General features: G+C 72.3%; 23 protein-coding genes and 1 pseudogene. 12 read left to right on the top strand and 12 right to left on the bottom strand.

Annotated features, from left to right (window positions below):
- The first annotated feature begins 71 nt into the window (after positions 1–71).
- The gene (locus ACFY9S_RS12445; RefSeq protein WP_102913003.1) at positions 72–452 is read left to right on the top strand and encodes a helix-turn-helix domain-containing protein; all 381 of its coding nucleotides are present in this window, start codon (positions 72–74) and stop codon (positions 450–452) included.
- 20 nt (positions 453–472) lie between these two features.
- Here the strand turns inward: ACFY9S_RS12445 and ACFY9S_RS12440 are convergent, their stop codons facing one another.
- Complete coding sequence (locus tag ACFY9S_RS12440) at positions 473–1231, bottom strand: CDP-alcohol phosphatidyltransferase family protein (RefSeq protein ID WP_102913002.1); 759 nt, start codon at positions 1229–1231, stop codon at positions 473–475.
- Between the two features lie 108 nt (positions 1232–1339).
- Here ACFY9S_RS12440 and ACFY9S_RS12435 point away from each other — a divergent pair, with 108 nt between their 5' ends.
- The 5 genes and pseudogenes from ACFY9S_RS12435 to ACFY9S_RS12415 form a co-directional block, all read left to right on the top strand.
- Entirely contained in the window at positions 1340–2332 is a 993-nt protein-coding gene (locus ACFY9S_RS12435; protein ID WP_391126338.1) for a zinc-binding alcohol dehydrogenase, read from the top strand.
- A gap of 159 nt (positions 2333–2491) precedes the next feature.
- Complete coding sequence (locus ACFY9S_RS12430; protein ID WP_102913000.1) at positions 2492–2890, top strand: 6-carboxytetrahydropterin synthase; 399 nt, start codon at positions 2492–2494, stop codon at positions 2888–2890.
- Complete coding sequence (locus ACFY9S_RS12425; protein WP_391126335.1) at positions 2887–4092, top strand: glycosyltransferase; 1206 nt, start codon at positions 2887–2889, stop codon at positions 4090–4092. Before ACFY9S_RS12430 ends, ACFY9S_RS12425 begins: the two co-directional genes overlap by 4 nt.
- Positions 4089–5141 (top strand): methyltransferase domain-containing protein, encoded by a 1053-nt coding sequence (locus tag ACFY9S_RS12420; protein WP_391126332.1) that lies wholly within the window; start codon positions 4089–4091, stop codon positions 5139–5141. The genes ACFY9S_RS12425 and ACFY9S_RS12420 overlap by 4 nt, the downstream gene beginning before the upstream one ends.
- Positions 5138–6532 (top strand): annotated as a pseudogene (locus ACFY9S_RS12415) (lysylphosphatidylglycerol synthase transmembrane domain-containing protein); the annotation flags it as partial. The gene ACFY9S_RS12420 and the pseudogene ACFY9S_RS12415, both read left to right, overlap by 4 nt.
- Before the next feature lie 155 nt (positions 6533–6687).
- Here the strand turns inward: ACFY9S_RS12415 and ACFY9S_RS12410 are convergent.
- Positions 6688–7416, bottom strand: a complete 729-nt coding sequence (locus ACFY9S_RS12410) for a creatininase family protein (protein WP_102909158.1) — start codon at positions 7414–7416, stop codon at positions 6688–6690.
- A gap of 41 nt (positions 7417–7457) precedes the next feature.
- On the opposite strand from ACFY9S_RS12410, the gene ribA reads away from it, so the two are divergent.
- The 3 genes from ribA to ACFY9S_RS12395 all read left to right on the top strand — a co-directional run bounded on the left by ribA (position 7458) and on the right by ACFY9S_RS12395 (position 10473).
- Positions 7458–8117, top strand: a complete 660-nt coding sequence (gene ribA, locus ACFY9S_RS12405; protein WP_102909159.1) for a GTP cyclohydrolase II — start codon at positions 7458–7460, stop codon at positions 8115–8117.
- Between the two features lie 147 nt (positions 8118–8264).
- A complete protein-coding gene (locus ACFY9S_RS12400) occupies positions 8265–9326 on the top strand; it encodes a saccharopine dehydrogenase (protein WP_391126328.1) in 1062 nt (353 codons plus the stop codon).
- Positions 9316–10473 carry a saccharopine dehydrogenase C-terminal domain-containing protein gene (locus ACFY9S_RS12395; RefSeq protein ID WP_391126325.1) on the top strand — a complete coding sequence of 386 codons (1158 nt, stop codon included), beginning with the start codon at positions 9316–9318 and terminating at the stop codon, positions 10471–10473. The genes ACFY9S_RS12400 and ACFY9S_RS12395 overlap by 11 nt, the downstream gene beginning before the upstream one ends.
- A gap of 6 nt (positions 10474–10479) precedes the next feature.
- Here the strand turns inward: ACFY9S_RS12395 and ACFY9S_RS12390 are convergent, their stop codons facing one another.
- A complete protein-coding gene (locus ACFY9S_RS12390; protein ID WP_391126322.1) occupies positions 10480–11712 on the bottom strand; it encodes a serine hydrolase in 1233 nt (410 codons plus the stop codon).
- Between the two features lie 266 nt (positions 11713–11978).
- Between ACFY9S_RS12390 and ACFY9S_RS12385 the strand changes: the two genes are divergently transcribed.
- Positions 11979–12389 (top strand): VOC family protein, encoded by a 411-nt coding sequence (locus ACFY9S_RS12385; RefSeq protein ID WP_391126320.1) that lies wholly within the window; start codon positions 11979–11981, stop codon positions 12387–12389.
- A gap of 46 nt (positions 12390–12435) precedes the next feature.
- Here the strand turns inward: ACFY9S_RS12385 and ACFY9S_RS12380 are convergent, their stop codons facing one another.
- Entirely contained in the window at positions 12436–13794 is a 1359-nt protein-coding gene (locus ACFY9S_RS12380; protein ID WP_391126317.1) for an MFS transporter, read from the bottom strand.
- A 176-nt stretch (positions 13795–13970) separates the two neighbouring features.
- A complete protein-coding gene (locus ACFY9S_RS12375; protein ID WP_391126315.1) occupies positions 13971–14642 on the bottom strand; it encodes a TetR family transcriptional regulator in 672 nt (223 codons plus the stop codon).
- A gap of 141 nt (positions 14643–14783) precedes the next feature.
- Here ACFY9S_RS12375 and ACFY9S_RS12370 point away from each other — a divergent pair, with 141 nt between their 5' ends.
- Positions 14784–15659, top strand: a complete 876-nt coding sequence (locus ACFY9S_RS12370; RefSeq protein ID WP_391126312.1) for a shikimate dehydrogenase — start codon at positions 14784–14786, stop codon at positions 15657–15659.
- Between the two features lie 14 nt (positions 15660–15673).
- Positions 15674–17470: a TIM barrel protein gene (locus tag ACFY9S_RS12365; RefSeq protein WP_391126309.1), complete on the top strand. Its 1797-nt coding sequence runs from the start codon at positions 15674–15676 to the stop codon at positions 17468–17470.
- Here the strand turns inward: ACFY9S_RS12365 and ACFY9S_RS12360 are convergent.
- The 7 genes from ACFY9S_RS12360 to tal are packed head-to-tail and all read right to left on the bottom strand — an operon-like array spanning position 17457 to position 25873.
- Positions 17457–18923 (bottom strand): membrane-associated oxidoreductase, encoded by a 1467-nt coding sequence (locus tag ACFY9S_RS12360; protein WP_391126307.1) that lies wholly within the window; start codon positions 18921–18923, stop codon positions 17457–17459. The genes ACFY9S_RS12365 and ACFY9S_RS12360 overlap by 14 nt on opposite strands.
- 59 nt (positions 18924–18982) lie before the next feature.
- A complete protein-coding gene (locus tag ACFY9S_RS12355; RefSeq protein WP_102909166.1) occupies positions 18983–19570 on the bottom strand; it encodes a histidine phosphatase family protein in 588 nt (195 codons plus the stop codon).
- A 3-nt stretch (positions 19571–19573) separates the two neighbouring features.
- Positions 19574–20458, bottom strand: a complete 885-nt coding sequence (gene gnd, locus ACFY9S_RS12350; RefSeq protein ID WP_391126304.1) for a phosphogluconate dehydrogenase (NAD(+)-dependent, decarboxylating) — start codon at positions 20456–20458, stop codon at positions 19574–19576.
- Between the two features lies 1 nt (position 20459).
- Entirely contained in the window at positions 20460–22124 is a 1665-nt protein-coding gene (gene pgi, locus ACFY9S_RS12345; RefSeq protein WP_391126302.1) for a glucose-6-phosphate isomerase, read from the bottom strand.
- The gene (opcA, locus tag ACFY9S_RS12340) at positions 22117–23052 is read right to left on the bottom strand and encodes a glucose-6-phosphate dehydrogenase assembly protein OpcA (protein WP_366736896.1); all 936 of its coding nucleotides are present in this window, start codon (positions 23050–23052) and stop codon (positions 22117–22119) included. Before opcA ends, pgi begins: the two co-directional genes overlap by 8 nt.
- Positions 23049–24731 carry a glucose-6-phosphate dehydrogenase gene (gene zwf, locus ACFY9S_RS12335; RefSeq protein WP_391126300.1) on the bottom strand — a complete coding sequence of 561 codons (1683 nt, stop codon included), beginning with the start codon at positions 24729–24731 and terminating at the stop codon, positions 23049–23051. The genes opcA and zwf overlap by 4 nt, the downstream gene beginning before the upstream one ends.
- Positions 24728–25873 carry a transaldolase gene (gene tal / locus ACFY9S_RS12330; protein WP_391126297.1) on the bottom strand — a complete coding sequence of 382 codons (1146 nt, stop codon included), beginning with the start codon at positions 25871–25873 and terminating at the stop codon, positions 24728–24730. Before tal ends, zwf begins: the two co-directional genes overlap by 4 nt.
- Positions 25874–25882: the final 9 nt, after the last annotated feature.

The following is a 25882-nucleotide window of genomic DNA, read 5'->3' as shown; positions in this document are numbered from 1 at the left end:
GGTTACTGGGAAACCGTAGGAGAGTGACCGCCTACCTGGAAGAACGCACTTTTCGGTAACGGGGGAACCAGATGGTGACCAAGCAGCTGAGGGACCTGCCCGAGAACGCGGATCTGCGGCGGGCGGACTCCCTTGCGCGGGAGATCTTCTCCGACGTGGCCAACAAATGGGCGCTTCTGATCATCGAGGCCCTCGGCGAACGCACCCTGCGCTTCAGCGAAGTACGGGACGAGGTCGAGGGCGTCAGCCACAAGATGCTGACCCAGAACCTCCGGATGCTGGAGCGCAACGGCCTGGTCGACCGGAAGGTGCACCCCACCGTGCCGCCCAGGGTCGAATACACCCTGACCGAGCCGGGCCGGGCCCTGCGGGCCACGGTCGACGCCATCTGCGGCTGGACCCACCGGTACCTCGGTCACATCGAGGCGGCGCGCGGGCGGTTCGACGAATGACCGCCCTGCCGTGCCCGCCGTCAGCCGGCGACCAGTTCCCGCACCTGACGGGGCGCCACCGGCTCCTCGACGCGCGAGGTCCGGTACAGCCACAGCACGTCACGCCCGAACGACCAGACCAGCAGGCCCAGGGCCAGGGCCGCCACGCCGAAGTTGCCCGCGTACGGCAGCAGATCGGCGCCCGCGACCAGCAGGAGCACGCCCTGGAGGGCGGCGACCGTCTTGCGGGCGGTGCTCGGCGGGAGCGCGGCGGTCAGCCAGGGCCACACCCGCGCGGCGGCGACGAAGACGTACCGCATGCCACCGATCAGCAGCACCCACGGGCCCAGTTGCATCGACACGTACACGCTCAGCACCAGGATCAGGAACGCGTCGACCTCCATGTCGAAGCGCGCGCCCAGCGGGGACGAAGTGCCGGTGCGGCGGGCGACCTTGCCGTCGACGCCGTCGAGGATCAGCGCCACCGCCGTCAGACCGACGAACAGCGACACGGGCGGCGAGCTCTGGAAGGAGTCGGCCACCAGAGCCGTGACCCCGCCGACGAGGGTGGCCCGGCCGAGGGTGACCCGGTTCGCCGCGCCGAACGAGCGCAGCCGGGAGCGGTGCAGGGCCCGTGAGAGAACCGCCCAGGTGGCGATCGCGAACGCGAGGCCGGTCAGCCAGCCCGCAGGCCCCATCCCGATCGCCGTGCCGATCAGGGCCAGCAGCAGAACCTGCACCCCCGCCCCCAGGGCGGTCTCCTGCTGGAGCCTCGCGTCGTACGTGTTGTTCAGGGCCACCGAACACCCTCCGGCCGTGTGACAGAGTCGATCAACGCCGCTACCTTGTGCGCGGCCTGTGCACCCCTCGGTACGCAAGCAGCTTCCCGATCGTTCAGGAGGACTTCGATGAAGCACACCGCACGGGCGTTCTGGATCGACTCGCCTGGGCGAGGCGGCATCCGGGACGTCACCCTGCCGCCGCCCGGCGAGGGCGAGGTGCTGGTCCGCACGCTGTACTCCGGCGTGAGCCGCGGCACCGAGACGCTCGTCTTCCGCGGCGGCGTGCCCGTCAGCCAGCACACCGCCATGCGCGCGCCGTTCCAGGAGGGCGACTTCCCGGGCCCGGTGAAGTACGGCTACCTCAACGTCGGCGTGGTGGAGGAAGGCCCCCGGGAACTCACCGGCCGCACCGTCTTCTGCCTCTACCCGCACCAGACGCGCTATGTCGTACCGGCCACAGCCGTCACCCCCGTCCCGGACACCGTGCCCGCCGAACGGGCCGTGCTCGCCGGGACCGTGGAGACCGCCGTCAACGCCCTGTGGGACGCCGCGCCCCTGGTCGGCGACCGGATCGCCGTGGTCGGCGGCGGCATGGTCGGCTGCTCGGTGGCCGCTCTCCTCGCCCGGTTCCCCGGCGTCCGCGTCCAGCTGGTCGACGCCGACCCGTCCCGCGCGAAGATCGCCGAGGCGCTCGGCGTCGGCTTCGCCACCCCGCAGGACGCCGACGGGGACCGCGACCTGGTCGTGCACGCCAGCGCCACGGAACAGGGCCTCGCCAGGTCCCTGGAACTCCTCACGGCCGAGGGGACCGTCCTCGAACTCAGCTGGTACGGCGACCGGCAGGTCAGCCTCCCGCTCGGTGAGGCCTTCCACTCCCGGCGGCTCGTCATCCGCAGCAGCCAGGTCGGCACCGTGTCCCCGGCCCGGCCCAACCGCACCTACGCCGACCGGCTCGCGGTCGCCCTGGACCTGCTCGCCGACCCCGCGCTCGACGCCCTGATCACCGGCGAATCCGCCTTCGAGGACCTGCCCGACGTGCTGCCCCAGCTGGTCTCCGGCGAGGTCCCCGCGCTGTGCCACCGTGTCCGATACGACGAGAGCGATGGACGGATCGACTGACGATTCGTTCCATCCGGTACGAGTTCGCCACGACAAGAGCGCCTGACCTGAGAAAAGACGTACGGAAGGCTGAACAGGGGAAGGCAACGAGCCGTACTACCCGGCATCCCCGGCACCCGAGAGCGGGGAACAGACGCGCCGCACCTGGAGGGTCGTCCGTTGTTCAGCATCACCGTCCGCGATCACATCATGATCGCCCACAGCTTCCGTGGCGACGTCTTCGGACCGGCCCAGCGCCTGCACGGGGCCACATTCCTCGTGGACGCCACGTTCCGGCGCGAGCAGCTGGACGAGGACAACATCGTCGTCGACATCGGGCTGGCCACCCAGGAACTCGGCGCGGTAGTCAGCGAACTGAACTACCGCAATCTCGACAACGAGCCCGACTTCGCCGGAGTCAACACCTCCACGGAGTTCCTCGCCAAGGTCATCGCCGACCGGCTCGCCGAGCGCATCCACAAGGGGGCGCTGGGCGAGGGGGCCAAGGGCATCGCGGGCCTCACCGTCACGCTGCACGAGTCGCACATCGCCTGGGCGAGTTTCGAGCGTGCGTTGTGACCGACACGACCATCGAGCGGCCCGAGCACATGGGTCCGGCGCCGGCGCGGCTGAATTATGTTCCCGTGCAGCACGCTTCCCTGAAGAACGCCGAGATCATCCCCATGTCCCTGCGCACCGTGCACTTCGTGCTGCCGGGCGGCGTCGACGACCCGGCGGTGCCGAGCGGCGGCAACGCCTACGACCGGCGGGTGTGCCTGGACCTGCCCGGCTTCGGCTGGCAGGTGACCAAGCACGTCGTGGCCGGTGACTGGCCCAGCCCGGGGGCCGACGCCCGCGCGGAACTCGCCGGCACCCTGAGCGCATTGCCCGACGGGGCCGCCGTCCTGCTCGACGGGCTGGTGGCCTGCGGCGTGCCGGAGATCGTGGTGCCCGAGGCGGAACGGCTGAGCATGGCCGTCCTCGTCCACCTCCCGCTCGGCGACGAGACAGGGCTGGACGCGGCCGTGGCCGCCGAACTGGACGCCAAGGAGCGGACGGTGCTGCGGGCGGTGCCGGCGGTGATCGGCACCAGCGACTGGGCGGTCCGCCGCCTGGTCGCCCACCACGGCCTTCCGCCCGAGCGGGTCCACGTCGCGGCCCCCGGCGCGGACATCGCGCCGCTCGCGCCCGGCACCGACGGTGTGTCGCGCCTGCTGTGCGTGGCCGCCGTGACCCCGCGCAAGGGCCAGCACCGGCTGGTGGAGGCGCTGGCCATGGTCCGCGACCTGCCGTGGAGCTGCGTCTGCGTCGGCGCGCTCACCCAGGATCCGGAGTACGTCGCCCACCTGCGGACCCTCATCGCCCGGCACGGCCTGCAGGACCGGCTGGAGCTGACCGGGCCGAAGTCCGGTCCCGCGCTCGACGCCAGCTACGCCACCGCCGACCTGATGGTCCTCACCTCGTACGCCGAGACGTACGGCATGGCGGTGACCGAGGCCCTGGCACGCGGCATCCCGGTGATGGCCACGGACGTCGGCGGGCTCCCGGAGGCGGTCGGCCGCGCGCCCGACGGCGGCGTGCCCGGCATCCTCGTCCCGCCGGAGAACCCCGCCGCCATCGCCGCCGAACTGCGCGGCTGGTTCGGCGAGGCGGACGTACGACGCCGGCTGAAGGCCGCCGCCCGCAGCCGCCGCGCCGCCCTCGGCGGCTGGGCGACGACCGCACAGAGCCTGGCTGCGGTGCTGCGCCGGCTCCCGACCGAACCCCGGAGGTCAGCATGACGAACCCGGCGACGACGACCCAGCAGAGCGGGGCGATCCCGGCGCAGCCCGGGCCCAGGGAGGTCAGGAGAGTGACGGACGGCGTGGTTCCGGGCCTGGGTTCCAGCATCGAGTTCGGCCCGGGGCAGGCCCCCGGGGGCGTCATCCCCGGTGCCGGCCCCAGTGGCAAGCCCGGCTCGCGGCCGACCGTCAAGCTGCGTGAGGCGGGCCCGGACGATCCGCCCCGTTACGCGCCCGAGTGGCTGGAGCTGCGGGAGCCGGCCGATGCCGCCGCGCGGGCGCACGACCTGCTCGACCCGCTGCGGATCCGGCTCGCCAACCTGCCGGGCAAGCCGGGCGGCGTCGTCATCCACGACCTGGGCTGCGGCACCGGCTCCATGGGCCGCTGGCTCGCGCCCCGCCTGGACGGCGCCCAGCACTGGATCCTGCACGACCGCGACCCGTACCTGCTGCACTTCGCGGCCGTCGCCTCCCCGCGCTCGGCCGCCGACGGCAGCCGGGTCTCCGTCGAGACGCGGCGCGGTGACATCGCCCGACTCACACCGGACGCTCTGCAGGGCGCCTCCCTGGTCACGGCGTCAGCCCTGCTGGACGTCCTCACCCGCGAGGAGATCGACACCTTCGCCGCCGCGTGCGCCGGAGCCGGCTGCCCCGCCCTGCTGACGCTGTCCGTCGCGGGGCGGGTGGAACTGACCCCGTCGCACCCGCTGGACGCGGAGCTCGCCCAGGCGTTCAACGACCACCAGCGCCGCGACGGCCTGCTCGGCCCCGACGCGGTCACGGCGGCGGCCGAGGCGTTCTCCGAGCACGGCGCGACCGTGCGGCTGCACCCGAGCCCCTGGCGGCTCGGCTCCGAGCAGGCCGCGCTGACCGAGCAGTGGCTGCGCGGCTGGATCGGCGCCGCCGTCGAGGAGCGCCCCGAGCTGCGGGCCGAAGCCGACGTCTACCTGACCAAGCGGCTGGCGGCCCTGGCCGCGGGCGAGTTGCGCGTCACCGTCCACCACGTCGACCTCCTGGCCCTGTCCCGTCCGGTGGACGGAGCGTCATGACCCCCCAGGCGACGGGAACGCGCTCGCGCACCACGCCCACCGAGAACCGTCCCGCCACCGGCAGCGGCACCCGTGTGGTGCCGGTGTCCGGTACGGCGGGCACGGCCCGGGCGGACGCGGCCGTGCCGCGTCCGGCCGCGGGCGACAGGAGCGCCCCCGCCGCCTCGACCCCGGCCGCCTCGACCCCGGCCGCCTCGACCCCGGCCGGCCCGGCCCGGCCGGCCGCCGTCCCGCCGCCGGCCGCCGACAGCACGTCGTCGCCCGCCCCTGAGGGCACGGGCCCGAACGGCACAGGCCCGAACGGCACGGGCCCGAACGGCACGGGCCCGAACGGCACCGGCCTGGGCGGCACCGCCCGGATCGACGGCGGCACGGACGGCGTCGGCTTGGGAGGTGACGGCTCCACCGACACCGCCCCGACCGACACCGGCACGGACAGCGCCGGCACGGACAGCCCCGGCTTCGGCGGCGACGGTTCTGTCGGCCCGAACGGCACCGGTACGTCGTCGCCCGCCCAGGACCGCGCCGGTGCTTCTCCGCGCGGCCCGATCCGTGGCGCTCTCGCCCGGCTCGGCACTCCGGCGGTCCGTACGCATCTCGGCACCATCGCCGGGATCGCCATCCTGGCGGTGCTGTTCTGGCGGCTCGGTACCGGCGTCTTCCTGGACGGGCTGCGGCGTATCGACGGCGTGTCGCTGCTGCTCGCGCTCGGCATCGGGCTCGTCACCACCGTGTGCAGCGCGTGGCGGTGGGCGATCGTCGCCCGGGGGCTCAGGATCCGGCTGCCGTTCGGATCCGCCGTCGCCGACTACTACCGCGCGCTGTTCCTGAACGCGGCGCTGCCCGGCGGCGTCCTCGGCGATGTGCACCGGGCCGTGCGGCACGGGCAGAGCGAGGGGGATCTGCGGCGGGGTGTGAAGGCCGTCGTCCTCGAACGGACCGCCGGGCAGATCGCGTTGTTCGCGGTCGGTGCCGTCGTCCTGCTGGTCATGCCGTCCCCGGTACTGGACGAGGCCCGGCACATCGCCCCGCCGGCGGCCCTGGCCGTCCTGGGCGCGTTCGCCGTCGTCTTCGCCCTGCGCATGAACCGCCCGGCCCCCTCCGCCCGCGGCCGCAGGCTGCGCGCGGTCCTCGCCGAGGCCCGCGAAGGGCTGCTGTCGCGTCGGAACGGGCCCGGAGTGGTCGTCTCCTCCGCGGTGGTGCTGGCAGGTTACGTCGCGATGTTCGTACTCGCCGCCCGGGTCGCCGGGGCCGCCGCCTCCGTTGCCGTCCTGCTGCCCCTCGCGGTCCTCGCCCTGCTGGCGATGGGGCTGCCGCTGAACGTCGGCGGCTGGGGGCCCAGGGAGGGCGTCACCGCCTGGGCGTTCGGCGCCGCGGGGCTCGGCGCGGGCCGGGGACTGGCCGTCGCGGTCGTCTACGGGGTGCTCAGCCTCGTGGCGAGCCTGCCCGGTCTGATCGTCCTCGTCGCGCGCTGGTACGCGGGCCTGCGGGCCGGGCCCCGGGCCACCGCACAGGCCCCGGAACCCGAGTCCGCGCCGCAGGTTGACTACGCGTCGGAGGTCAGCATCGAGAAATACGCCCCGAAGGAATCCGCCAGGCTCGCCAGGAGTTCCTTCCCTTTTTCCGCCGAACCCAGCGAAGGACGACCGATGACACCGGAATCGGTGTAGCCGGACATGCCGAGGGTGAGCAGATGACGCCGGTCGTCAGCGACGAAATCGGAAGTCTCATAACCGGGACGGAGCATTTCGGGATGAGCGTGCAGAAGGATGGAGGTCTCTATTTCCCCCGCGTGCATGTCGGTGAGCAGCGAGGTGACCACCCCCGCCCGCTCGCGCGCCGCCTCCCAGTCCTCCGCGGCCGGGAAGAGCGCCATCCGCTCGCCTCGCGCGGAGGACTCCTGAACCACGTTGCCCAGCACGTAGTTGCCGCCGTGCCCGTTGACCACCACCAGGGCGTCGACGCCGGACCGGCGCAGCGAAGCCGCAATGTCCCGTACCACCGCATGAAGGGTCACCGAGGAGATGCTCACGGTCCCCGGCCAGGCCGCGTGTTCGTGCGAGCACGAGATCGTCACCGGAGGAAGGAGGTGCACCGGGTACGCGCCGGCTATCTCCCGCGCGACGGCACAGGCGACGAGCGTGTCGGTCGCCAGCGGGAGGTACGGACCGTGCTGCTCGAAGCTCCCCACGGGAAGCACCGCGACCTGCCGTGAGACATCGGCGCCCCGCGTCCGTACGTCTTCCGTGGTGTCCGCCGGCACCAGATCACTCATAACGTCACGGCCTTTCGTCTCTGCTTAGGAACTCGAGAATCATGACAGAAAAAGTTGGCGTACTCGGCAAGAAGTCGGCGCAGCGGACCGGCGTGGAACGCGTCGTGAATGCGCCCTTGCCCACCGTGTACGGGAAATTCCAGGCGGTCGGCTACCTGGACCATGACCGCGGTGACGAACAGGTGGCGCTGGTCTACGGAGAGATCGGCACGGACGACGTCCTCATCCGGCTGCACTCGGAGTGCCTGACCGGTGACGCCTTCGGCTCCCAGCACTGCGAGTGCGGCGACCAGCTCGACGCCGCCCTGCGCGCGGTCGTCGCCGAGGGCGCCGGCGTCGTGGTCTACCTCAGAGGGCATGAAGGCCGCGGCATCGGCCTGCTCGCCAAGCTGCGCGCGATGGCCCTGCAGGCGGAGGGTCTGGACACCGTCGAGGCCAACCTCGCCCTCGGCCTCCCGGTCGACGCCCGCGACTACGGTGTCGCCGCCCGGATCCTGGAGGACCTCGGCGTGCGGTCGGTGCGCCTGATGTCCAACAACCCGCGCAAGCGCGAGGCGCTGGTGGACCACGGCATCGAGGTCGCCGAGCAGGTACCGCTGCTGATCCCGCCGTGCGAGAACAACATCACCTATCTGCGCACCAAGCGGGAGCGCCTCGACCACCACCTGCCCCACCTCGACGCGGTGGTCAGCTCCTCCTGAGACGCCGGGGCGGATCCGGAGCCCCTCGACGTGACCTGGGCGCATTCGTACGCGACCCGCGGGCGGGCCGCGTACGCTGCGGGGACGTCCGTCCCTTGAGCGCCGGCCCTCAGCGGCCGGCGCCTCACGTCCGGAGGCCCACCTGGTATGACCGAGCTCCATCTGTGGCTGCGCCACGAGGTTCGAACGACCGAGCGGCGTACGCCGGTCGTGCCCGACGACGCCCGGCGGCTCGTCGAGCACGGAGTGGCACTGACCGTCGAGGACTCCCCGCAGCGGGTCTTCCCGACCGGGGAGTACGAGGCGGCCGGCTGCCGTGTCGCGCCCGCCGGCTCCTGGGTGACGGCCCCGCCGGACACCGTCGTGCTCGGCCTGAAGGAACTGCCCGAGGAACCGGCCGAGCTGACGCACCGGCACATTTCCTTCGGCCACGCCTACAAGGGCCAGCCCGGGGCGGCCGGCCTGCTGCGCCGGTTCGCCGCCGGGGGCGGGGCGCTGTTCGACCTGGAGTACCTGGTCGACGACACCGGGCGGCGCCTCGCCGCCTTCGGGTTCTGGGCCGGCTACCTGGGCGCGGCCCTCGCCGTGCTCCAGCACCGCGGCCGGCTGCGGGCACCGCTGACGCCCACGACGAAGGAGGCCCTGGACGAGACGCTGAAGCCCGCCGCGGACGACGCCCAGTTCACCGGCCTGGTCATCGGCGCCCTGGGACGCAGCGGCCGCGGCGCCCGGACGGCCTTCGCCACCGCCGGTGCGGACCCGACCTGCTGGGACCTCGCCGAGACCCGCGATGTGGACCGCCGCGCCCTGCTGGAGCACGACGTGATGGTGAACGCGGTGCTCGCCACCAGCCCCGTCCCGCCCTTCCTCCGCGAGCAGGACCTCGACACCCCGGGCCGCCGCCTGCGCACCCTGTGCGACGTCACGTGCGACGTCGGCTCCCCGCTCAACGTCCTTCCGGTGTACGACGAGACCACCGACTGGGACGAGCCCGTCCACCGGCTGCGCGAAGACCCGCCGCTCGACCTGATCGCCATCGACAACCTGCCCTCCCTGCTGCCGCTGGAGTCCAGCGCCGACTTCTCCGCCGCCCTCCTGCCCCACCTGCTCGACTTCGGCGTCACCGGGCCCTGGGGACGCTGTCTGGACCGGTTCCGTCAGGCATGCCGTGAACACGGGCTCGACCAGGGGGAGACCCTTGACCACTGACCCGGTCCCCGCGAGCGGCACCGTCCACTGGATCGGCGCCGGCCTGTCCACGGGCAGCGGTCTGGCCGCCCTGTGCGACACCGCCGAGCGCGTACGGCTCTGGCACCGCACCGAGAACCGCGCGGCCGACGCCCTGGACCGGCTGGGCCTCGCCGGTCGGGCCGAGCCCCGCGCGTACACGCTGGCCGCCCTCGCCGCCGAACTGGCGCCCGGCGATGTCGTCGTCTCCATGCTGCCCGCGCCGGAGCACGCGCCGCTGCTCGCCGAGTGCGTCCGGCTCGGCGCGCACTTCGCCTGCTCCAGCTATGTGTCCCAGGCGGTCCTCGACCAGGTGCCCGCCGCGGAGAAGGCCGGGGTCGTCGTCCTGACCGAGGCGGGGCTCGACCCGGGCATCGACCATCTCTTCGCCCACGCCCTCGTCGCCCGCGCGCGGGAGGCCATCGGGGACGAGACGCCCGCCTCGTACAGCCTCACCTCGTACTGCGGTGGCGTCCCGGCCGTCCCGAACGACTTCACGTACCGGTTCAGCTGGGCACCGATGGGGGTCCTCAACGCCCTGCGTTCCCCGGCCCGTTACATCGAGGGCGGCGCCGAGACGGTGGCCGGCCGCCCGTGGGAGGCGACCCGGCGGCACGTCGTCGACGGGGAGACCTTCGAGGTGTACCCCAACCGCGACAGCGTCCCCTTCGTCGCGCAGTACGGACTGCCGGACGCCTGGACACCGCGCACGTTCGTCCGCGGCACCCTGCGTCTGGAGGGCTGGCTGCGCGCCTGGGACGGCGTCTTCGAGGAGCTGAAGCGGGGCGACGTCGCGCGGATCACCGCCCTGGCCCAGGAGTTGGCCGCCGCGTACCCCACCACGGACGACGACCGCGACCGGGTCGTCCTCGCCGTGTCGCTGGACGTGCGGGCCGGGACCGGCCGGGCCTGGGCGGGCGGTTACCTCCTGGACCTGGTGGGCGACGCGCGGGAGAGCGCGATGGCCCGCTGCGTCTCGCGCACCCTCGCCCTGGGCGTCCGCCACGTCCTGGACGGCTCCCTGCCGCCGGGCCTGAACCGGGCCGCCGGGACGGCGGCACGGTCCGAACAGTGGCTGAGCGAACTCGCCCGGGACGGCGTCGAGTTCACACTCCGCGTCGACCGGTAGAGCAGGTCAGCCCGACACGGCCTCGTGGACGAACTTCTTCAGGTCCTGGAAGACCGTGTGGGAGGTCCTGGGCCGCACCTGCGTCATGAACTGCACCGTCAGGTCGCGGCCCTGGTCCACCCAGAACGTCGTCGTGGCCACGCCGCTCCAGCCGAAGGCGCCGAGTCCGGACGGCACCAGGGTGCGGGACGGGTCGATCACCACGGAGCAGTTGAGGCCGAAGCCGAGCCCCTCGTTGCCGGGCTCGTCGTGGGCGGGGCTGCTGCCGAAGGCCCGCAGATCGGCGCCGCCGGGCAGGTGGTTGCGGGTCATGAGGTCCACGGTCTGCGGGGCGAGCAGGCGCACGCCGTCGAGCTCGCCCCGGCGGCGCAGCATCTCCATGAAGCGGTGGTAGTCGTGGGCGGAGGCCACCATGCCGCCACTGCCGGACAGGAACCGCGGCCGGCCGCCGCGCAGCGGCAGCCCGGCGATCCGCTCGATGCCACCGCCCTCCTTCTCCCCGTACATCTCGGACAGCCGGGGCGCCTGTTCGTGCGTGACGTGGAACCCCGCGTCCGTCATGCCGAGCGGGCCGAAGATGCGCTCGGCGCAGAACACGTCGAGCGGCTGCCCCGACACGACCTCGACGAGCCGGCCCAGCACGTTGCTCGCCACCGAGTAGTTCCACTGCGTGCCCGGCTCGAACTGCAACGGCAGACTCGCGTACAACTCGATCGTCTCGGCCAGGTCCGCGCCCGGCCGCACCGACGACTCCAGGCCGGCCTCGCGGTACAGGGCGTCCACCGGGTGGGTGTGGTAGAAGCCGAAGGTCAGGCCCGAGGTGTGGGTCATCAGGTGCCGGACGAGTATGGGGCCGGTGGCCGGGCGGGTTCTGACGTCGGCCCCGGAGCCCTCGATGTGGACTCGGGGGTTCGCGAAGGCCGGCAGGTGGTCGGCGACCGGGTCGTCCAGTGACAGCCGGCCCTCCTCCACCAGCAGCAGCGCGGCGACCGCGGTGACCGGTTTCGTCATGGAGTAGACCCGCCACAGCGTGTCCGGCTCGACGGGGAGCCCGGCCGCGATGTCGCGCAGGCCGTGCGTCGTGAGGTGGGCGACGCGTCCGCCGCGGGCCACGGACACGAGGAAGCCCGGCAGCCGGCCCTCCTCGACGAGACCGGCGAAGTGCCGGTCCAGGCGGCTCAGCGCCTTTGGATCCAGCCCGGCCTCGCCCGGGTCGACCTCTTGCCGCAGCTGTGCCATCGCTCATCCTCCGTCGCGCTCGTCGAGGTGAGAACCGGCATACCCCGACCGGACCGCCTCAGACCCCATCCTCGTGCAGGAACCATTCGTGATCACGCAGGAACGGCAACATCACGCAGGAACGGCAGCCTGATCCAGCTCGTGCACGCCAAGGCCTAGGTTCGGGGTCGCAGGACCGATGGCCGATGTCAGGCGACGGCCGGCTTCCTAAGCTGCGAGGCGGGTCGCCGCCGCAGCAGACCAGGACGCCACGAGAAGAGGTCACCATGCCCGTGAACGGTCGCAGTCACATCCGGATCGCCCGTCCCTCCCGTGACCTCGCGGCGGCCGAGCGGTTCTGGCGCGACGGGCTCGGGCTGAGTGTCGTGTGGCGGTCCGAGGGCGGATCCGCACCGGGTCACCACGACCTGCTGATGCTCGGCTGGCCCGACGCCGACTGGCATCTGGAGCTCGTGCATGAGCCGGCCCGGCCGGTGGAGCCCCGCCCCACCGAGGAGGATCTGCTGGTCGTCTACGCCGACGCCCCGGTCCCGGAGGACCTGATCGCCCGCTTGGAGCGGCACGGCGGCAAGCGGGTCGAATCCCCCAACCCCTACTGGAACGAATGGGGCGTCACCATCGAGGACCCCGACGGCTACCGCCTGGTGCTGTGCCGCCGGGCCTGGTCCAACAGCTGACGAGACCCGCCGGGCCCGCGAGGACCCGGCGGAGAGTGGTCCGGGCTCAGGCCGTCACCTTCTCCGGCTCCGTGGTCGCCCGGGCCGGGTGCAGGCCGAGCGCCTCCGTCGGAACCCGGTGTGTCTCGCGGGCCGACAGCGCGGCGATGACCGGCGGCACGCACAGGGCCGCCGTGAACAGGGCCACCGCCGACCAGTCGTCGCCGCCCGGTCCCGCGATCCGCGCGGCGAACGTTACCGCGAAGCCGGCCGCCGCGAAGCCGATCTGCGTGCCGATGGCCACGCCGGACAGCCGGACCCGGGTCGTGAACATCTCTCCGTAGAAGGCGGGCCACACGCCGTTCGCGGCGCTGTAGACCACGCCGAAGCAGACGATGCCCAGCACGAACGTCAGCGGGTACGAGCCCGTGGAGACGGCCCACAGGTACAGGAACATCGTCACCGCGCTGCCGGCCGCGCCGATCAGGTACACCGGTCGGCGGCCGATCCGGTCGGACAGGGTGGCCCACAGCGGGATCGCGGCGAGTGCGACGAGGTTGGCCAGGGCGCCCACCCACAGCATGGCGGTGCGCGACATGCCGACCGCGTCGCTCGTGGCGTAGGCCAGGGCCCACACCGTGAAGATGGTGCTGACCGAGGCGATGAGCGCGCCCGCGATCACCCGCAGCACGTCCGCCCAGTGCTCGCGCAGCAGCACCACCAGCGGCATCTTGACGACGCCCTGCTCGGCGGCCTGCTGGGCGAAGGCCGGGGTCTCGTCCAGCTTGCGGCGGATGACGTAGCCGACGACGGCGACCGCGACGCTCAGCCAGAACGGCACCCGCCAGCCCCAGGACAGCAACTGGTCCTCGGGCATCGCGGCGACCGGGATGAAGACCAGCGTGGCCAGCAACTGGCCGCCCTGCGTGCCGCTGAGGGTGAAGCTGGTGAAGAAGCCGCGCCGGCCCGGCGGCGCGTGTTCCAGCGTCATGGAGTTGGCGCTGGCCTGTTCGCCCGCCGCCGAGATGCCCTGGAGCACCCGACACAGCACGAGCAGGACCGGGGCGAGCGTGCCGACCTGGTCCCGGGTCGGCAGACAGCCGATCAGGAACGTCGACAGGCCCATCAGCATCAGCGTGAAGACCATGATCTTCTTGCGGCCGAGCTTGTCGCCGAAGTGGCCGAGGACCAGCGCGCCGACCGGGCGGGCGGCGTACGCGACGCCGAACGTGGCCAGCGACAGCAGGGTCGCGGTGGCCGGGTCCGACTCGTCGAAGAACACCTCGGGGAAGATCAGCGCTGCGGCACTGCCGTAGATGAAGAAGTCGTAGTACTCCAGCGCGCTGCCGATCCAGGCGGCGGTCGCGGCTTTCCTGGGCTGACCGGGCGGGGCTGCGGCCCCTCGGGGCGTGGCGGGGACGGACACGGCGGCTCCTTAGCGGGCTCCACCATAGGCGGAGTGAACAGAAGGGCGAGCGAAGGGGGAAGTGCCGGATCGCGGCTAATTAACCCACTGGGTAGTTAGTAGGGGATGGCTAGGGATGCTGCGCCCGAGTGCCGCCGGTGTCAAGGGGTCGTGCGCCGGTGTTCGGCGCCGGTCGTTCAGTCCGCCGCGCGCTCCGCCGTGAGGTACGCGATCACCATGTCGCCCAGCATCGCGCGGTAGTGCGCGCGCTGCGCCGGGGCGACCAGGTCGCGGCCGAACAGCGCGCCGAAGGTGTGCCGGTTGGAGACCCGGAAGAAGCAGAAGGAGGAGATCATCGCGTGCAGGTCGACGGCGTCGACCTCCGCCGTGAACAGCCCTGACCTGCGGCCTTCCTCCAGGATGCGGCGGATCACGTCCAGGGCGGGGGAGCCGATCCTCCCCAGCTTCTCGGAGGCGGCGATGTGCTGGGCCTCGTGGATGTTCTCGATGCTGACCAGGCGGATGAAGTCCGGGTGCTGCTCGTGGTGGTCGAAGGTCACCTCGGCCAGACGCCGGATGGCCGCCACCGGGTCCAGGTGCTCGACGTCGAGCTGCTGCTCGGCCTCCCGGATCACGCCGTAGGCCCGTTCCAGGACGGCCGTGAACAGCTGTTCCTTGCCGCCGAAGTAGTAGTAGATCATCCGCTTCGTGGTGCGGGTGCGGGCGGCGATCTCGTCCACCCGGGCCCCGTCGTAGCCGGCCCGGGCGAACTCCTGCGTGGCGACGTCGAGGATCTCGGCCTGGGTGCGGGTGGCGTCACGGACGCGCTCGCGCTCGCCAGGACGGGCCGGTTCTTCGACGCTGGTCATCAGGTTCCTTCGGGCGGAGGGGCCGGTGCCGGTGATTCTAGGAGCAGGGGCCGGATCCCACCGGGGCCTTCCCGTGGTCGAGCTCGGCTGATATAGCTAACGTACTAGTTCGTACATTACTGAGCGGCTCGGGAGGCCCGTGTGCCCAAGGACTCGTACCTCGTCGGACTGATCGGTTCCGGTATCGGCCCGTCGCTCAGCCCGGCACTCCACGAGCGTGAGGGTGACCGGCAGGGCCTGCGTCTGCTGTACCGGCTGATCGACATCGACCCGCTCGGGGTGCCGCCCGAGGCGGTGGGCGATCTGGTGCGGGCCGCCCGCGACCTCGGGTTCGACGGGCTCAACATCACGTACCCCTGCAAACAGCTCGTCATCGAGCACCTGGACGGGCTCACCCCGCAGGCCGAAGCGCTGGGCGCGGTCAACACCGTGGTCTTCGAGGACGGCCGCGCGGTCGGCCACAACACGGACGTCACCGGCTTCGCCGCGTCCTTCGCGCGCGGACTGCCCGACGCCCCGCTGGAGCGGGTCGTGCAGCTGGGCGCCGGCGGCGCGGGTGCGGCCGTCGCGCACGCCCTGCTCACCCTCGGCGCCGAGCGGGTCACCGTCGTCGACGCCCTGCCCGAACGGGCCGCCGCCCTGGCCGACGCCCTGAACCGCGCCTTCGGCCAGGACCGTGCCGCCGCCGCGCCCCCGGACCGGCAGGCGCGGCTGCTCGCGCAGGCCGACGGCATCGTCCACGCCACGCCCACAGGCATGGCGGCCCACCCCGGCCTGCCGCTGCCCGCCGGACTGCTCCACCCCGGGCTGTGGGTCGCCGAGGTCGTCTACCGCCCGCTGGAGACCGAACTGCTGCGCACCGCCCGCGCGCTGGGCTGCGCCACCCTCGACGGCGGCGGCATGGCCGCCTTCCAGGCCGCCGACGCGTTCCGCCTGTTCACCGGACGGGAACCCGACGCCGCGCGGATGCTGGCGGACCTGACCGAACTGGCCGGAGCCGTCGGGGCATCGAACTGAAGAGAGGAACCGACGTGCGTACGTCCATCGCCACCGTCTCCCTCAGCGGATCCCTCACCGAGAAGCTCACGGCCGCCGCCCGGGCCGGCTTCGACGGGGTGGAGATCTTCGAGAACGACCTGCTGGCCAGCCCCCTCACCCCCGAGGAGATCCGCGCCCGCTGCGCCGACCTCGGCCTCGCCATCGACCTGTACCAGCCGATGCGGGACATCGAGGCCGTCCCCGAGGACGAGTTCGCCCGCAACCTGCGGCGGACCCGGCACAAGTTCGAGCTGATGCGCAGGCTCGGCGCCGACACCGTCCTCGTCTGCTCCAGTGTCTCCCCGCGGGCGGTGGACGACGACGCCCTCGCCGCCGAGCAGCTGAGCCGGCTCGCCGGCACGGCCCAGGAGTTCGGCATCCGGGTGGCCTACGAGGCCCTGGCCTGGGGGCGGCACGTCAGCACGTACGACCACGCCTGGCGCATCGTCGAGTCGGCCGGGCATCCCGCCCTCGGCACCTGCCTGGACAGCTTCCACATCCTCTCGCGCGGCTCGGACCCCAAGGGCATCGAGGACATCCCCGGCGAGAAGATCTTCTTCCTCCAGCTCGCCGACGCCCCGCTGCTCGCCATGGACGTCCTGCAGTGGAGCCGGCACTACCGCTGCTTCCCCGGCCAGGGCGGCTTCGACGTCGCCGGCCTGCTGCGGCACGTGCTGCGCACCGGCTACGACGGCCCGCTCTCCCTGGAGGTCTTCAACGACGTCTTCCGCCAGGCCGAGGCCGGTCCGACCGCCGTCGACGCCCGGCGTTCCCTGCTGGTCCTCCAGGAGTCGGTGGGCCGGGCCGCCCTGCCCGAGCCCGTCGTCCCCACCGGCGTCGCCTTCGCCGAACTGGTCACGCCCGACGCCGAACCCCTCACCGCCCTGCTCGGCGCCCTCGGCTTCGCCCGCACCGCCCGCCACCGCGGCAAGCCCGTCGCCCTGTGGGAGCAGGGGGACGCCCGGATCCTCGTCAACACCGGGCCGGCCGTCCGCCGCGACGGCACCCAGCTCGCCGCCATCGGGCTGGAGTCACCGGACCCGGCCGCGGCGGCCCGGCGTGCGGAGGCACTGCTGGCGCCCGTCCTGCCGCGCCGCCGCGCACCCGGGGACGCCCCGCTCGACGCGGTCGCCGCCCCCGACGGCACGGAACTCTTCTTCTGCGCCACCGGCCGTCCGGGCCTGCCCGACTGGCGGGCCGACTTCGAGGACACCGACCCGGCACCCGCGCCCGAGACCGTCCGCCGCATCGACCATCTCGCCCTCGTCCAGCCCTGGCACCACTTCGACGAGGCGGCCCTCTTCCACCGGGGCGTGCTCGGACTGCACGCCCAGGAGAGCGTGGACGTCGCCGATCCTTACGGTCTGCTGCGCAGCCGTGCCGTCACCAACGCCGACGGCAGCGTCCGGATCGCCCTCACCGTCGGTCCCGCGCCCACGGACGACACCGTCCACGCCCAGCACATCGCCCTGGCCACCGACGACGTGGTCGCCTCGGCCCGCCGCTTCCGGGACGCCGGCGGCGCTCTGCTGCCCGTCCCGGCGAACTACTACGACGATCTCGCCGCCCGCTTCGAGTTCGCCGACGGGGAGCTGGAGACCTACCGCGACCTCGGCATCCTCTACGACCGCGACGCCCACGGCGTCTTCCGCCACTGCTACACCCGAACCGTCGGCCGCGTCTTCTTCGAACTGGTCCAGCGCGACGACGGCTACCGGGGCTACGGCGCTCCGAACGCCCCCGTGCGGCTGGCGGCACAGCACACGGCACGGGCACTCACTGGCGGCTGACCGACCGGGTGATGCCGGTGACGACCGTCGTGGCCAGGATCCAGCCCGTCAGCACCAGGGCGTACGAGAGCCACTGGTACCCACCGGTGGGGGCGAACGCGGCCTCCTGCCCGAAGGAGATCACCGGCAGCAGCAGGTCGAGTGTGTAGAACACCGGATTGAACTGCGGTGCCTCGTCCGCCTTCAGCGGCGCGGGGTGGTGCAGCGCGTAGGCGAGGGAGCCGGCCATGAGCAGCGACACCAGCCAGCCCGCGGCCCGCAGGGGACGGAAGCCGTAACCGACGGTGGCGTCCTGCAGATGGCCCCACAGCCGGCCGTACCAGGGCAGGGTGCCGCGCCGGCGGCGCTGCTTGGCGAGCTGGACGAGGCGGGCGGCCGGATCGTCGCCGATCCTGCGGTAGGCGGCGGTCAACTGCTCGTAGGCGTGCGGGACATACCCCTCGCCGTCCCGCTCCAGCATCGCCAGGCGCCGCTCGGCGGGCTCGTGCGGGGTGAGGGAGGTGTAGACGAGGCTGTTGAGCAGGACCTCGTCGGGGACCACCTCCGGCTCCAGGAACAGCACGTCGACCTGGGCACGGCGCAGATTGAGGGTGCCCTCCGGGCGGGGGCCCTTGCGCAGCCAGAGTTCCCCGATGGTGCAGCTGCTGGCCCGCAGCGCCGCGTCCCCCGGGTTCGCGAGCCGGGCGTGCGACAGGTCGAGGCGGCCCGCGATCCGGGCGCCGCGCAGGCCGATCCAGCCCAGCACGTCCGCTTCGCGCAGCAGGGCGTCGCCCTCGACGGTGAGCGTCTCCGCGTCGAGGGCGATCTCACCCGCACCGGCCGTGAGCCGCGCAGCGTTGAGGTCGACGGTGCCGGCGACCGACGCGCCCGTCAGCCGCACCTCGCCGCGCGTGCGCAGGCCCGGCGCCGACAGGCCGTCCCCGACGGTCACGTGGTTGAGCTGGAGCGCCGGCTGACCGTGCGGCGGCTCGGCGATGGCGGCGCCGTCCATGAACAGCGCGCCGGAGATCTGCGCCCCGCCCAGCCGCACGGGCCTGTCGAACAGACAGTCCGACATGCGCAGGACGCCCTCGACCCGCAGGGTGGCGGCGTCCAGGCCGGGCAGCACCGAGCCGCGCAGGTTCAGCTGGCGCAGCCGGGCCGCGTACAGCACGGGCGCGTGCTCGAACCAGCAGTGACTGAGACGCACGGCGTGGTCGATCTCGCCGTACTGGAGGTTCAGCGTCCCGGTGATCCGTGCGCCCGCCAGCCGGAGGGCGGCCGTCTCCCCGTCCTCCTGCGGGGCGCTCAGCAGCAGCGCCCGCACCACGGACGCGCGCACGGTCCGCTCGGGTCCCCAGTCCGCGCCCCGCGCCGGGTCCTCGTCGGCCGGGCCCCGGAAGTCCACGTCCTGGCCGCGCGGATAGGCACGCCACACCCGCTCCTCGGCGGGTGTCATGTCGTCGATCTCCATCAGCGGGGACTCTGACGCGCCCGGCCGGAGGCTGTCAACTCACCTCCGGCCGGGGCCGGTTACGCCCTGGTGTTCCACTCCGCGAGCACGGGCCGGCCGTGCTCGGTCGACAGTCGGCAGACCGTCCCGGTCTCCAGCCGGAACAGCCGCCCCTCCGCAGGGGACAGGCCCAGCCGCCGGGCCGTCAGCACGCGGAGGAAGTGGCCGTGCGCCACCAGCATCACATCGCCCTCGGGCAGCGCCTTCGCCGCCCGGCCGAGCACCCGGTCGGCGCGTTCGCCGACCTCGGCGGGCGACTCGCCGGGCCGGCCGTCGGAGCCGGCCGGCCCGCCGTCGGTCCACAGGTCCCAGTCGGGCCGGGTGCGGTGTATCTCCTCGGTGGTGACGCCCTCGTAGGCGCCGTAGTACCACTCGTGCAGGTCCGCGTCCCGTACGGTCCCGGTCAGGCCCGCGAGTTCGGCGGTGCGCACCGCGCGGGCGAGCGGGCTCGTGAGGACCAGGGCGAAGGTACGGCCCGCCAGGAGCGGGGCGAGGGACTCGGCCTGCTCCTCACCGTGCCGGGTGAGGGGCAGGTCGGTGAAGCTGGTGTGCTGTCCGCTCCGGCTCCACTCCGTCTCGCCGTGGCGGACCAGCAGCAGATCTCCCACGTCCTACGCCTTCTTCGCGGACTCGACGGCGTGGCCGCCGAACTGGTTGCGCAGCGCCGCGATCATCTTCATCTGCGGCGAGTCGTCCTGCCGGGAGGCGAAGCGGGAGAAGAGGGACGCGGTGATCGCGGGCAGCGGCACGGAGTTGTCGATCGCGGCCTCCACGGTCCAGCGGCCCTCGCCGGAGTCCTGGGCGTAGCCCCGCAGGGTCTCCAGATGCTCGTCCTCGTCGAGCGCGTTGACCGCGAGGTCGAGCAGCCAGGAGCGGATGACGGTGCCGTCCTGCCAGGAGCGGAACACCTCGCGGACGTTGTCCACCGAGTCCACGGCCTCCAGCAGCTCCCAGCCCTCGGCGTAGGCCTGCATCATCGCGTACTCGATGCCGTTGTGGACCATCTTCGCGAAGTGCCCGGCGCCGACGCTGCCCGCGTGGACGAAGCCGTACGGGCCCTCCGGCTTGAGCGCCTCGAAGATCGGCCGGAGCCGGTCGACGTACTCCTTCTCGCCGCCGACCATCAGGGCGTAGCCGTTCTTCAGGCCCCACACGCCGCCCGAGACGCCCGCGTCGACGAAGCCGATGCCGCGCTTGCTCAGCTCCTCGGCGTGCTTCTCGTCGTCCGTCCAGCGGGAGTTGCCGCCGTCGACCACCGTGTCGTACGGCTTGAGGAGGTCCCCCAGACGGTCGATGACGTGCTGGGTGGGGTCGCCGGCCGGGACCATGACCCAGACCGTGCGCGGCGCCTCCAGCTGGTTGACGAGGTCGGCCAGGCTGGCCACGTCGGACTTGTCCGGGTTGGTGTCGTAGCCGATGACGGTGTGGCCGGCGTTGCGCAGGCGCTCGCGCATGTTGCCGCCCATCTTGCCGAGACCCACAAGACCGATCTGCATGTCAGTTCACTTCCCGAAGATTGCGGTAGGCGGCCACCAGCGCGGCCGTGGACGGATCGAGACCGGGGACGTCTGCGCCCTCGGTCAGGGCGGGCTCGACGCGCTTGGCGAGGACCTTGCCGAGTTCGACGCCCCACTGGTCGAAGGAGTCGATGTTCCACACCGCGCCCTGCACGAACACCTTGTGCTCGTAGAGGGCGACCAGCTGGCCGAGGACCGACGGGGTCAGTTCGGTGGCCAGGATCGTCGTGGTGGGGTGGTTTCCCTGGAACGTGCGGTGCGGCACCTGTTCCTCGGGCACGCCCTCGGCCCGCACCTCCTCGGCGGTCTTGCCGAAGGCGAGCGCCTGCCCCTGTGCGAACAGGTTGGCCATCAGCAGGTCGTGCTGCGCCTTCAGTTCGTCACCGAGCTCGGCGACGGGCCGGGCGAAGCCGATGAGGTCCGCCGGGATGAGCTTGGTGCCCTGGTGGATGAGCTGGTAGTAGGCGTGCTGTCCGTTGGTGCCCGGCGTGCCCCACACCACCGGCCCGGTCTGCCAGTCCACCGGGTTTCCGTCGCGGTCCACCGACTTGCCGTTGGACTCCATGTCGAGCTGCTGGAGGTAGGCGGTGAACTTGGACAGGTAGTGGCTGTAGGGCAGCACCGCGTGCGACTGGGCGTCGTGGAAGTTGCCGTACCAGATGCCCAGCAGGCCCATGAGGATCGGGGCGTTGGCCTCGGCCGGGGCGTTGCGGAAGTGCTCGTCGACGATGCGGAAGCCGTCGAGCATCTCCCGGAAGCGGTCCGGGCCGATGGCGATCATCAGGGACAGGCCGATCGCGGAATCGTAGGAGTAGCGGCCGCCGACCCAGTCCCAGAACTCGAACATGTTGTCGACGTCGATGCCGAAGCCGGCGACCTTGTCCGCGTTGGTCGACAGCGCGACGAAGTGCTTCGCCACCGCCTTCTCGTCACCCCCCAGCCCGTCCACGAGCCAGGAACGCGCCGAGGTCGCGTTCGTGATCGTCTCGATGGTGGTGAAGGTCTTGGACGCGACGATGAACAGCGTCTCCGCCGGGTCCAGGTCGCGCACCGCCTCGTGCAGGTCGGAGCCGTCCACGTTCGACACGAACCGGAACGTCAACTCCCGGTCGGTGAACGGCCGCAGCACCTCGTAGGCCATCGCCGGGCCGAGGTCGGAGCCGCCGATGCCGATGTTGACGACGTTGCGGATCCGCTTGCCGGTGTGGCCGGTCCACTCGCCCGAGCGCACCCGGTTCGCGAAGGCGGCCATCTTGTCGAGCACCGCGTGCACACCGGGGACGACGTTCTCGCCGTCGACCTCGACCACGGCGTCGCGCGGGGCGCGCAGCGCCGTGTGCAGCACGGCCCGGTCCTCGGTGACGTTGATCCGCTCGCCGCGGAACATGGCGTCCCGCAACCCGGACACGCCGGTGGCGGCGGCCAGTTCCTGGAGCAGGGCCAGCGTCTCGTCGGTGACCAGGTGCTTGGAGTAGTCGATCCGCAGGTCGCCGACGTGCACGACGTAGCGCTCGGCGCGCCCCGGGTCCGCCGCGAACAGCTCCCGCAGATCGGGCTGCGGCAGGGCGTCCTTGCGGTGGTCCTCCAGGGCGGTCCACTCGGGACGCCGGGTGAGCCGGGGGGTTGCGGAGGGGGAGTCAGACATGGGCAGGGGTCTCCTCGGTCGCCTCGCCGTTCAGGGCGATGGCGTACATCTCGTCCGCGTCGAGGCGCCGCAGCTCCTCGGCGATGAGTTCGGAGGTGGCACGGACCTTCAGGGCCAGGGTGCGCGACGGCTGGCCCGGCAGGGTCAGCGTGGCCAGCGGCCCTTCGGGGCGGTCGATGACGATCTCCCCGTTCTCCGTGCCCAGGCGCACGGCCGTCACCACCGGCCCGGCGGTGACCACGCGGTCCACGCGGACGTGCAGCCGCGCCTCCAGCCAGCGGGCCAGCAGTTCGGCGGCCGGGTTGTCGGCCTCGGCCTCCACCGCCGCCGAGACGATCCGCGCCCGGGCCTGGTCCAGCGCCGCCGCCAGCATCGAACGCCAGGGCGTCAGCCGGGTCCAGGCGAGGTCGGTGTCGCCCGGCGCGTAGGCGCGGACCCGGGCCTGGAGCGTCTCCAAGGGGTTCTCGACCGCGTACAGGTCGGTGATCCGCCGCTGGGCCAGTGCCCCGAGCGGGTCCTTGGAAGGCACCTCGGGGGCGTCCACCGGCCACCACACCACCACCGGCGCGTCCGGCAGCAGCAGCGGCAGCACCACCGAGTCCGCGTGGTCGGACACCTCGCCGTAGGTCCGCAGGATCACCGTCTCGCCGGTGCCCGCGTCGGCGCCCACCCGGACCTCGGCGTCCAGGCGGGAGGACTGGCGGTCGCGCGGGGTGCGGGCGTGCCGCTTGATGACGACCAGGGTCCGCGAGGGGTGCTCGTGCGAGGCCTCCTCGGCAGCCTTGATCGCGTCGTAGGCGTTCTCCTCGTCCGTGACGATCACCATCGTCAGGACCATGCCCACGGCGGGCGTGCCGATGGCGCGGCGGCCCTGCACCAGCGCCTTGTTGATCTTGCTTGCCGTCGTATCGGTCAGGTCGATCTTCATGGCCTGCGCCAGCTCCGTCCGTCTCGTGCGAGCATCTCGTCGGCTTCCTCGGGTCCCCAGCTGCCCGAGGCGTACTGCGCGGGCCGGCCGTGCGTGGCCCAGTACTGCTCGATCGGGTCGAGGATCTTCCAGGACTCTTCCACTTCCTGGTGACGGGGGAACAGGTTGGCGTCGCCCAGGAGGACGTCGAGGATCAGCCGTTCGTACGCCTCGGGGCTCGACTCGGTGAACGACTCGCCGTAGGCGAAGTCCATCGTCACGTCCCGGATCTCCATCGAGGTGCCCGGCACCTTCGAGCCGAAGCGGACCGTCATGCCCTCGTCCGGCTGGACGCGGATGACGATCGCGTTGGAGCCCAGCTCCTCGGTCGCGGTGGAGTCGAAGGGGGAGTGCGGGGCCCGCTGGAACACCACGGCGATCTCCGTCACGCGGCGGCCCAGCCGCTTGCCGGTGCGCAGGTAGAACGGGACGCCGGCCCAGCGGCGGTTCTCCACCTGGAGCCGGACCGCGGCGTACGTGTCGGTGGTCGAGGACTGGTCGATGCCGTCCTCCTCCAGATAGCCGCGCACCTTGGTGCCGCCCTGCCACGCCGCCGCGTACTGCCCGCGCACGGTGCCCTGGCCCAGGTCCTGCGGCAGCCGCACGGCCTTGAGGACCTTCAGCTTCTCGGTGAGCAGCGAGGCCGCGTCGAAGGCGGCCGGTTCCTCCATCGCGGTGAGCGCCATCAGCTGGAGCAGGTGGTTCTGGATGACGTCACGGGCGGCGCCGATCCCGTCGTAGTACCCGGCCCGGCCGCCGATGCCGATGTCCTCGGCCATGGTGATCTGCACGTGGTCCACGAAGGACCGGTTCCAGATCGGCTCGAACATCTGGTTGGCGAAGCGCAGCGCCAGGAGGTTCTGGACGGTCTCCTTGCCCAGGTAGTGGTCGATGCGGAAGACCTGCTCCGGGTCGAACACGTCGTGCACGATCGCGTTGAGCTCCTCGGCCGAGCGCAGATCGTGCCCGAACGGCTTCTCGATGACCGCGCGGCGCCAGGAACCCTCGGGGGCGCTCGCCAGCTTGTGCTTCTTCAGCTGCTGGACGACCTTCGGGAAGAACTTCGGCGGCACCGAGAGGTAGAAGGCGTAATTGCCGCTGGTGCCCCGGGAGGCGTCCAGCTCCTCGACGGCGGAGCGCAGCTGCTTGAACGCCGTGTCGTCGTCGAAGTCGCCGGGGATGAACCGCATGCCCTCGGCGAGCTGCTGCCAGACCTCCTCGCGGAACGGGGTGCGCGCGTGCTCACGGACCGCGTCGTGCACCACCTGCGCGAAGTCCTGGTCCTCCCAGTCCCGGCGGGCGAAGCCCACCAGGGAGAAGCCCGGCGGCAGCAGGCCGCGGTTGGCCAGGTCGTACACCGCCGGCATGAGCTTCTTGCGGGACAGGTCGCCGGTCACGCCGAAGATGACCAGCCCGGAAGGGCCCGCGATCCTGGGCAGCCGGCGGTCCTGCGGGTCGCGCAGCGGGTTGACGAAGTCGGTGTCGGCGCGGTTCGTGGCCGGGGCGGCCTCCGCCGTGCCGCTCACCCCGGTCTGCTCGACCCCGGCCGCCTCCTGGGCCGCCCGGGCCTCCTTGTCCTCCTTGGTCCCCTTGGTCTCCTGTTCGGCCGTCTGGGGGATGCCTTCGATGCCCTCGCTCATTCCGCGTCAACTCCCTTGCTGTTCAGGGACTTGGTGACCGCGTCCAGCAGGTCCTGCCAGGCCACCTCGAACTTGGCCACGCCCTCGTCCTCCAGTTGCCGCACCACCTCGTCGTATGCAATGCCGAGCCGTTCGACGGCCGCCAGGTCCGCGCGGGCCCGGTCGTAGCCGCCGGTCACGGTGTCGCCCCGGACGTCACCGTGGTCGGCGACGGCGTTCAGCGTGGCCTCCGGCATGGTGTTGACCGTGCCGGGGGCGACCAGTTCGTCCACGTACAGGGTGTCCTTGTAGGCGGGGTCCTTCACACCGGTGGAGGCCCAAAGGGGGCGCTGCCGGTTGGCTCCGGCGCCTTCCAGGGCCCGCCAGCGCCCCCCGTCGAAGGCCTGTTCGTACGCCTCGTAGGCGAGCCGGGCGTTGGCCAGGGCCGCCCGGCCCTTGAGGGCGAGGGCCTCGTCCGTGCCCAGCACCGTCAGCCGCTTGTCGATCTCGGAGTCCACACGGGAGACGAAGAACGACGCGACCGAGTGAACGGCCGACAGGCCGAGCCCCGCCGCCCGCGCCTTCTCCAGACCGGCGAGGTAGGCGTCCATCACCTCGCGGTAGCGCTCCAGGGAGAAGATCAGCGTCACATTGACACTGATACCCGCTCCGGTCACTTCCGTGATCGCCGGCAGGCCCGCCTCCGTCGCCGGGATCTTGATCATCACGTTGGGGCGGTCCACCAGCCAGGCCAGCTGCCGGGCCTCGGCGACGGTCGCCGCCGTGTCGTGGGCCAGCCGCGGGTCGACCTCGATGGAGACCCGGCCGTCCCGGCCGCCACTCGCCTCGTACACCGGCCGCAGGACATCGGCGGCGGCCCGGACGTCGGCGGTCGTCATCATCCGGACGGCCTCGTCGACGGTCACCCCGCGCACCGCCAGGTCGGCGAGCTGCTCCTCGTATCCCGTGCCCGAGCCGATGGCGGCCTGGAAGATGGACGGGTTGGTGGTGACGCCGACGACGTTCCCCGTGGCGACGAGCCCGGCCAGGCTGCCGGACTCGATCCGCCGGCGCGACAGGTCGTCGAGCCAGATCGACACGCCCTCGTCGGACAGGCGCTTGAGTGCTCCCGCGTTCGCGGTCGCTTCGGTCACAGTGATCATCTTCTTTCG

Source organism: Streptomyces sp. NPDC012474, assembly GCF_042955185.1.
GTDB lineage: Bacteria > Actinomycetota > Actinomycetes > Streptomycetales > Streptomycetaceae > Streptomyces > Streptomyces cahuitamycinicus.
Note: the sequence above shows the minus strand (reverse complement) of the source record. Positions and strands in the feature narration are given on the sequence as shown.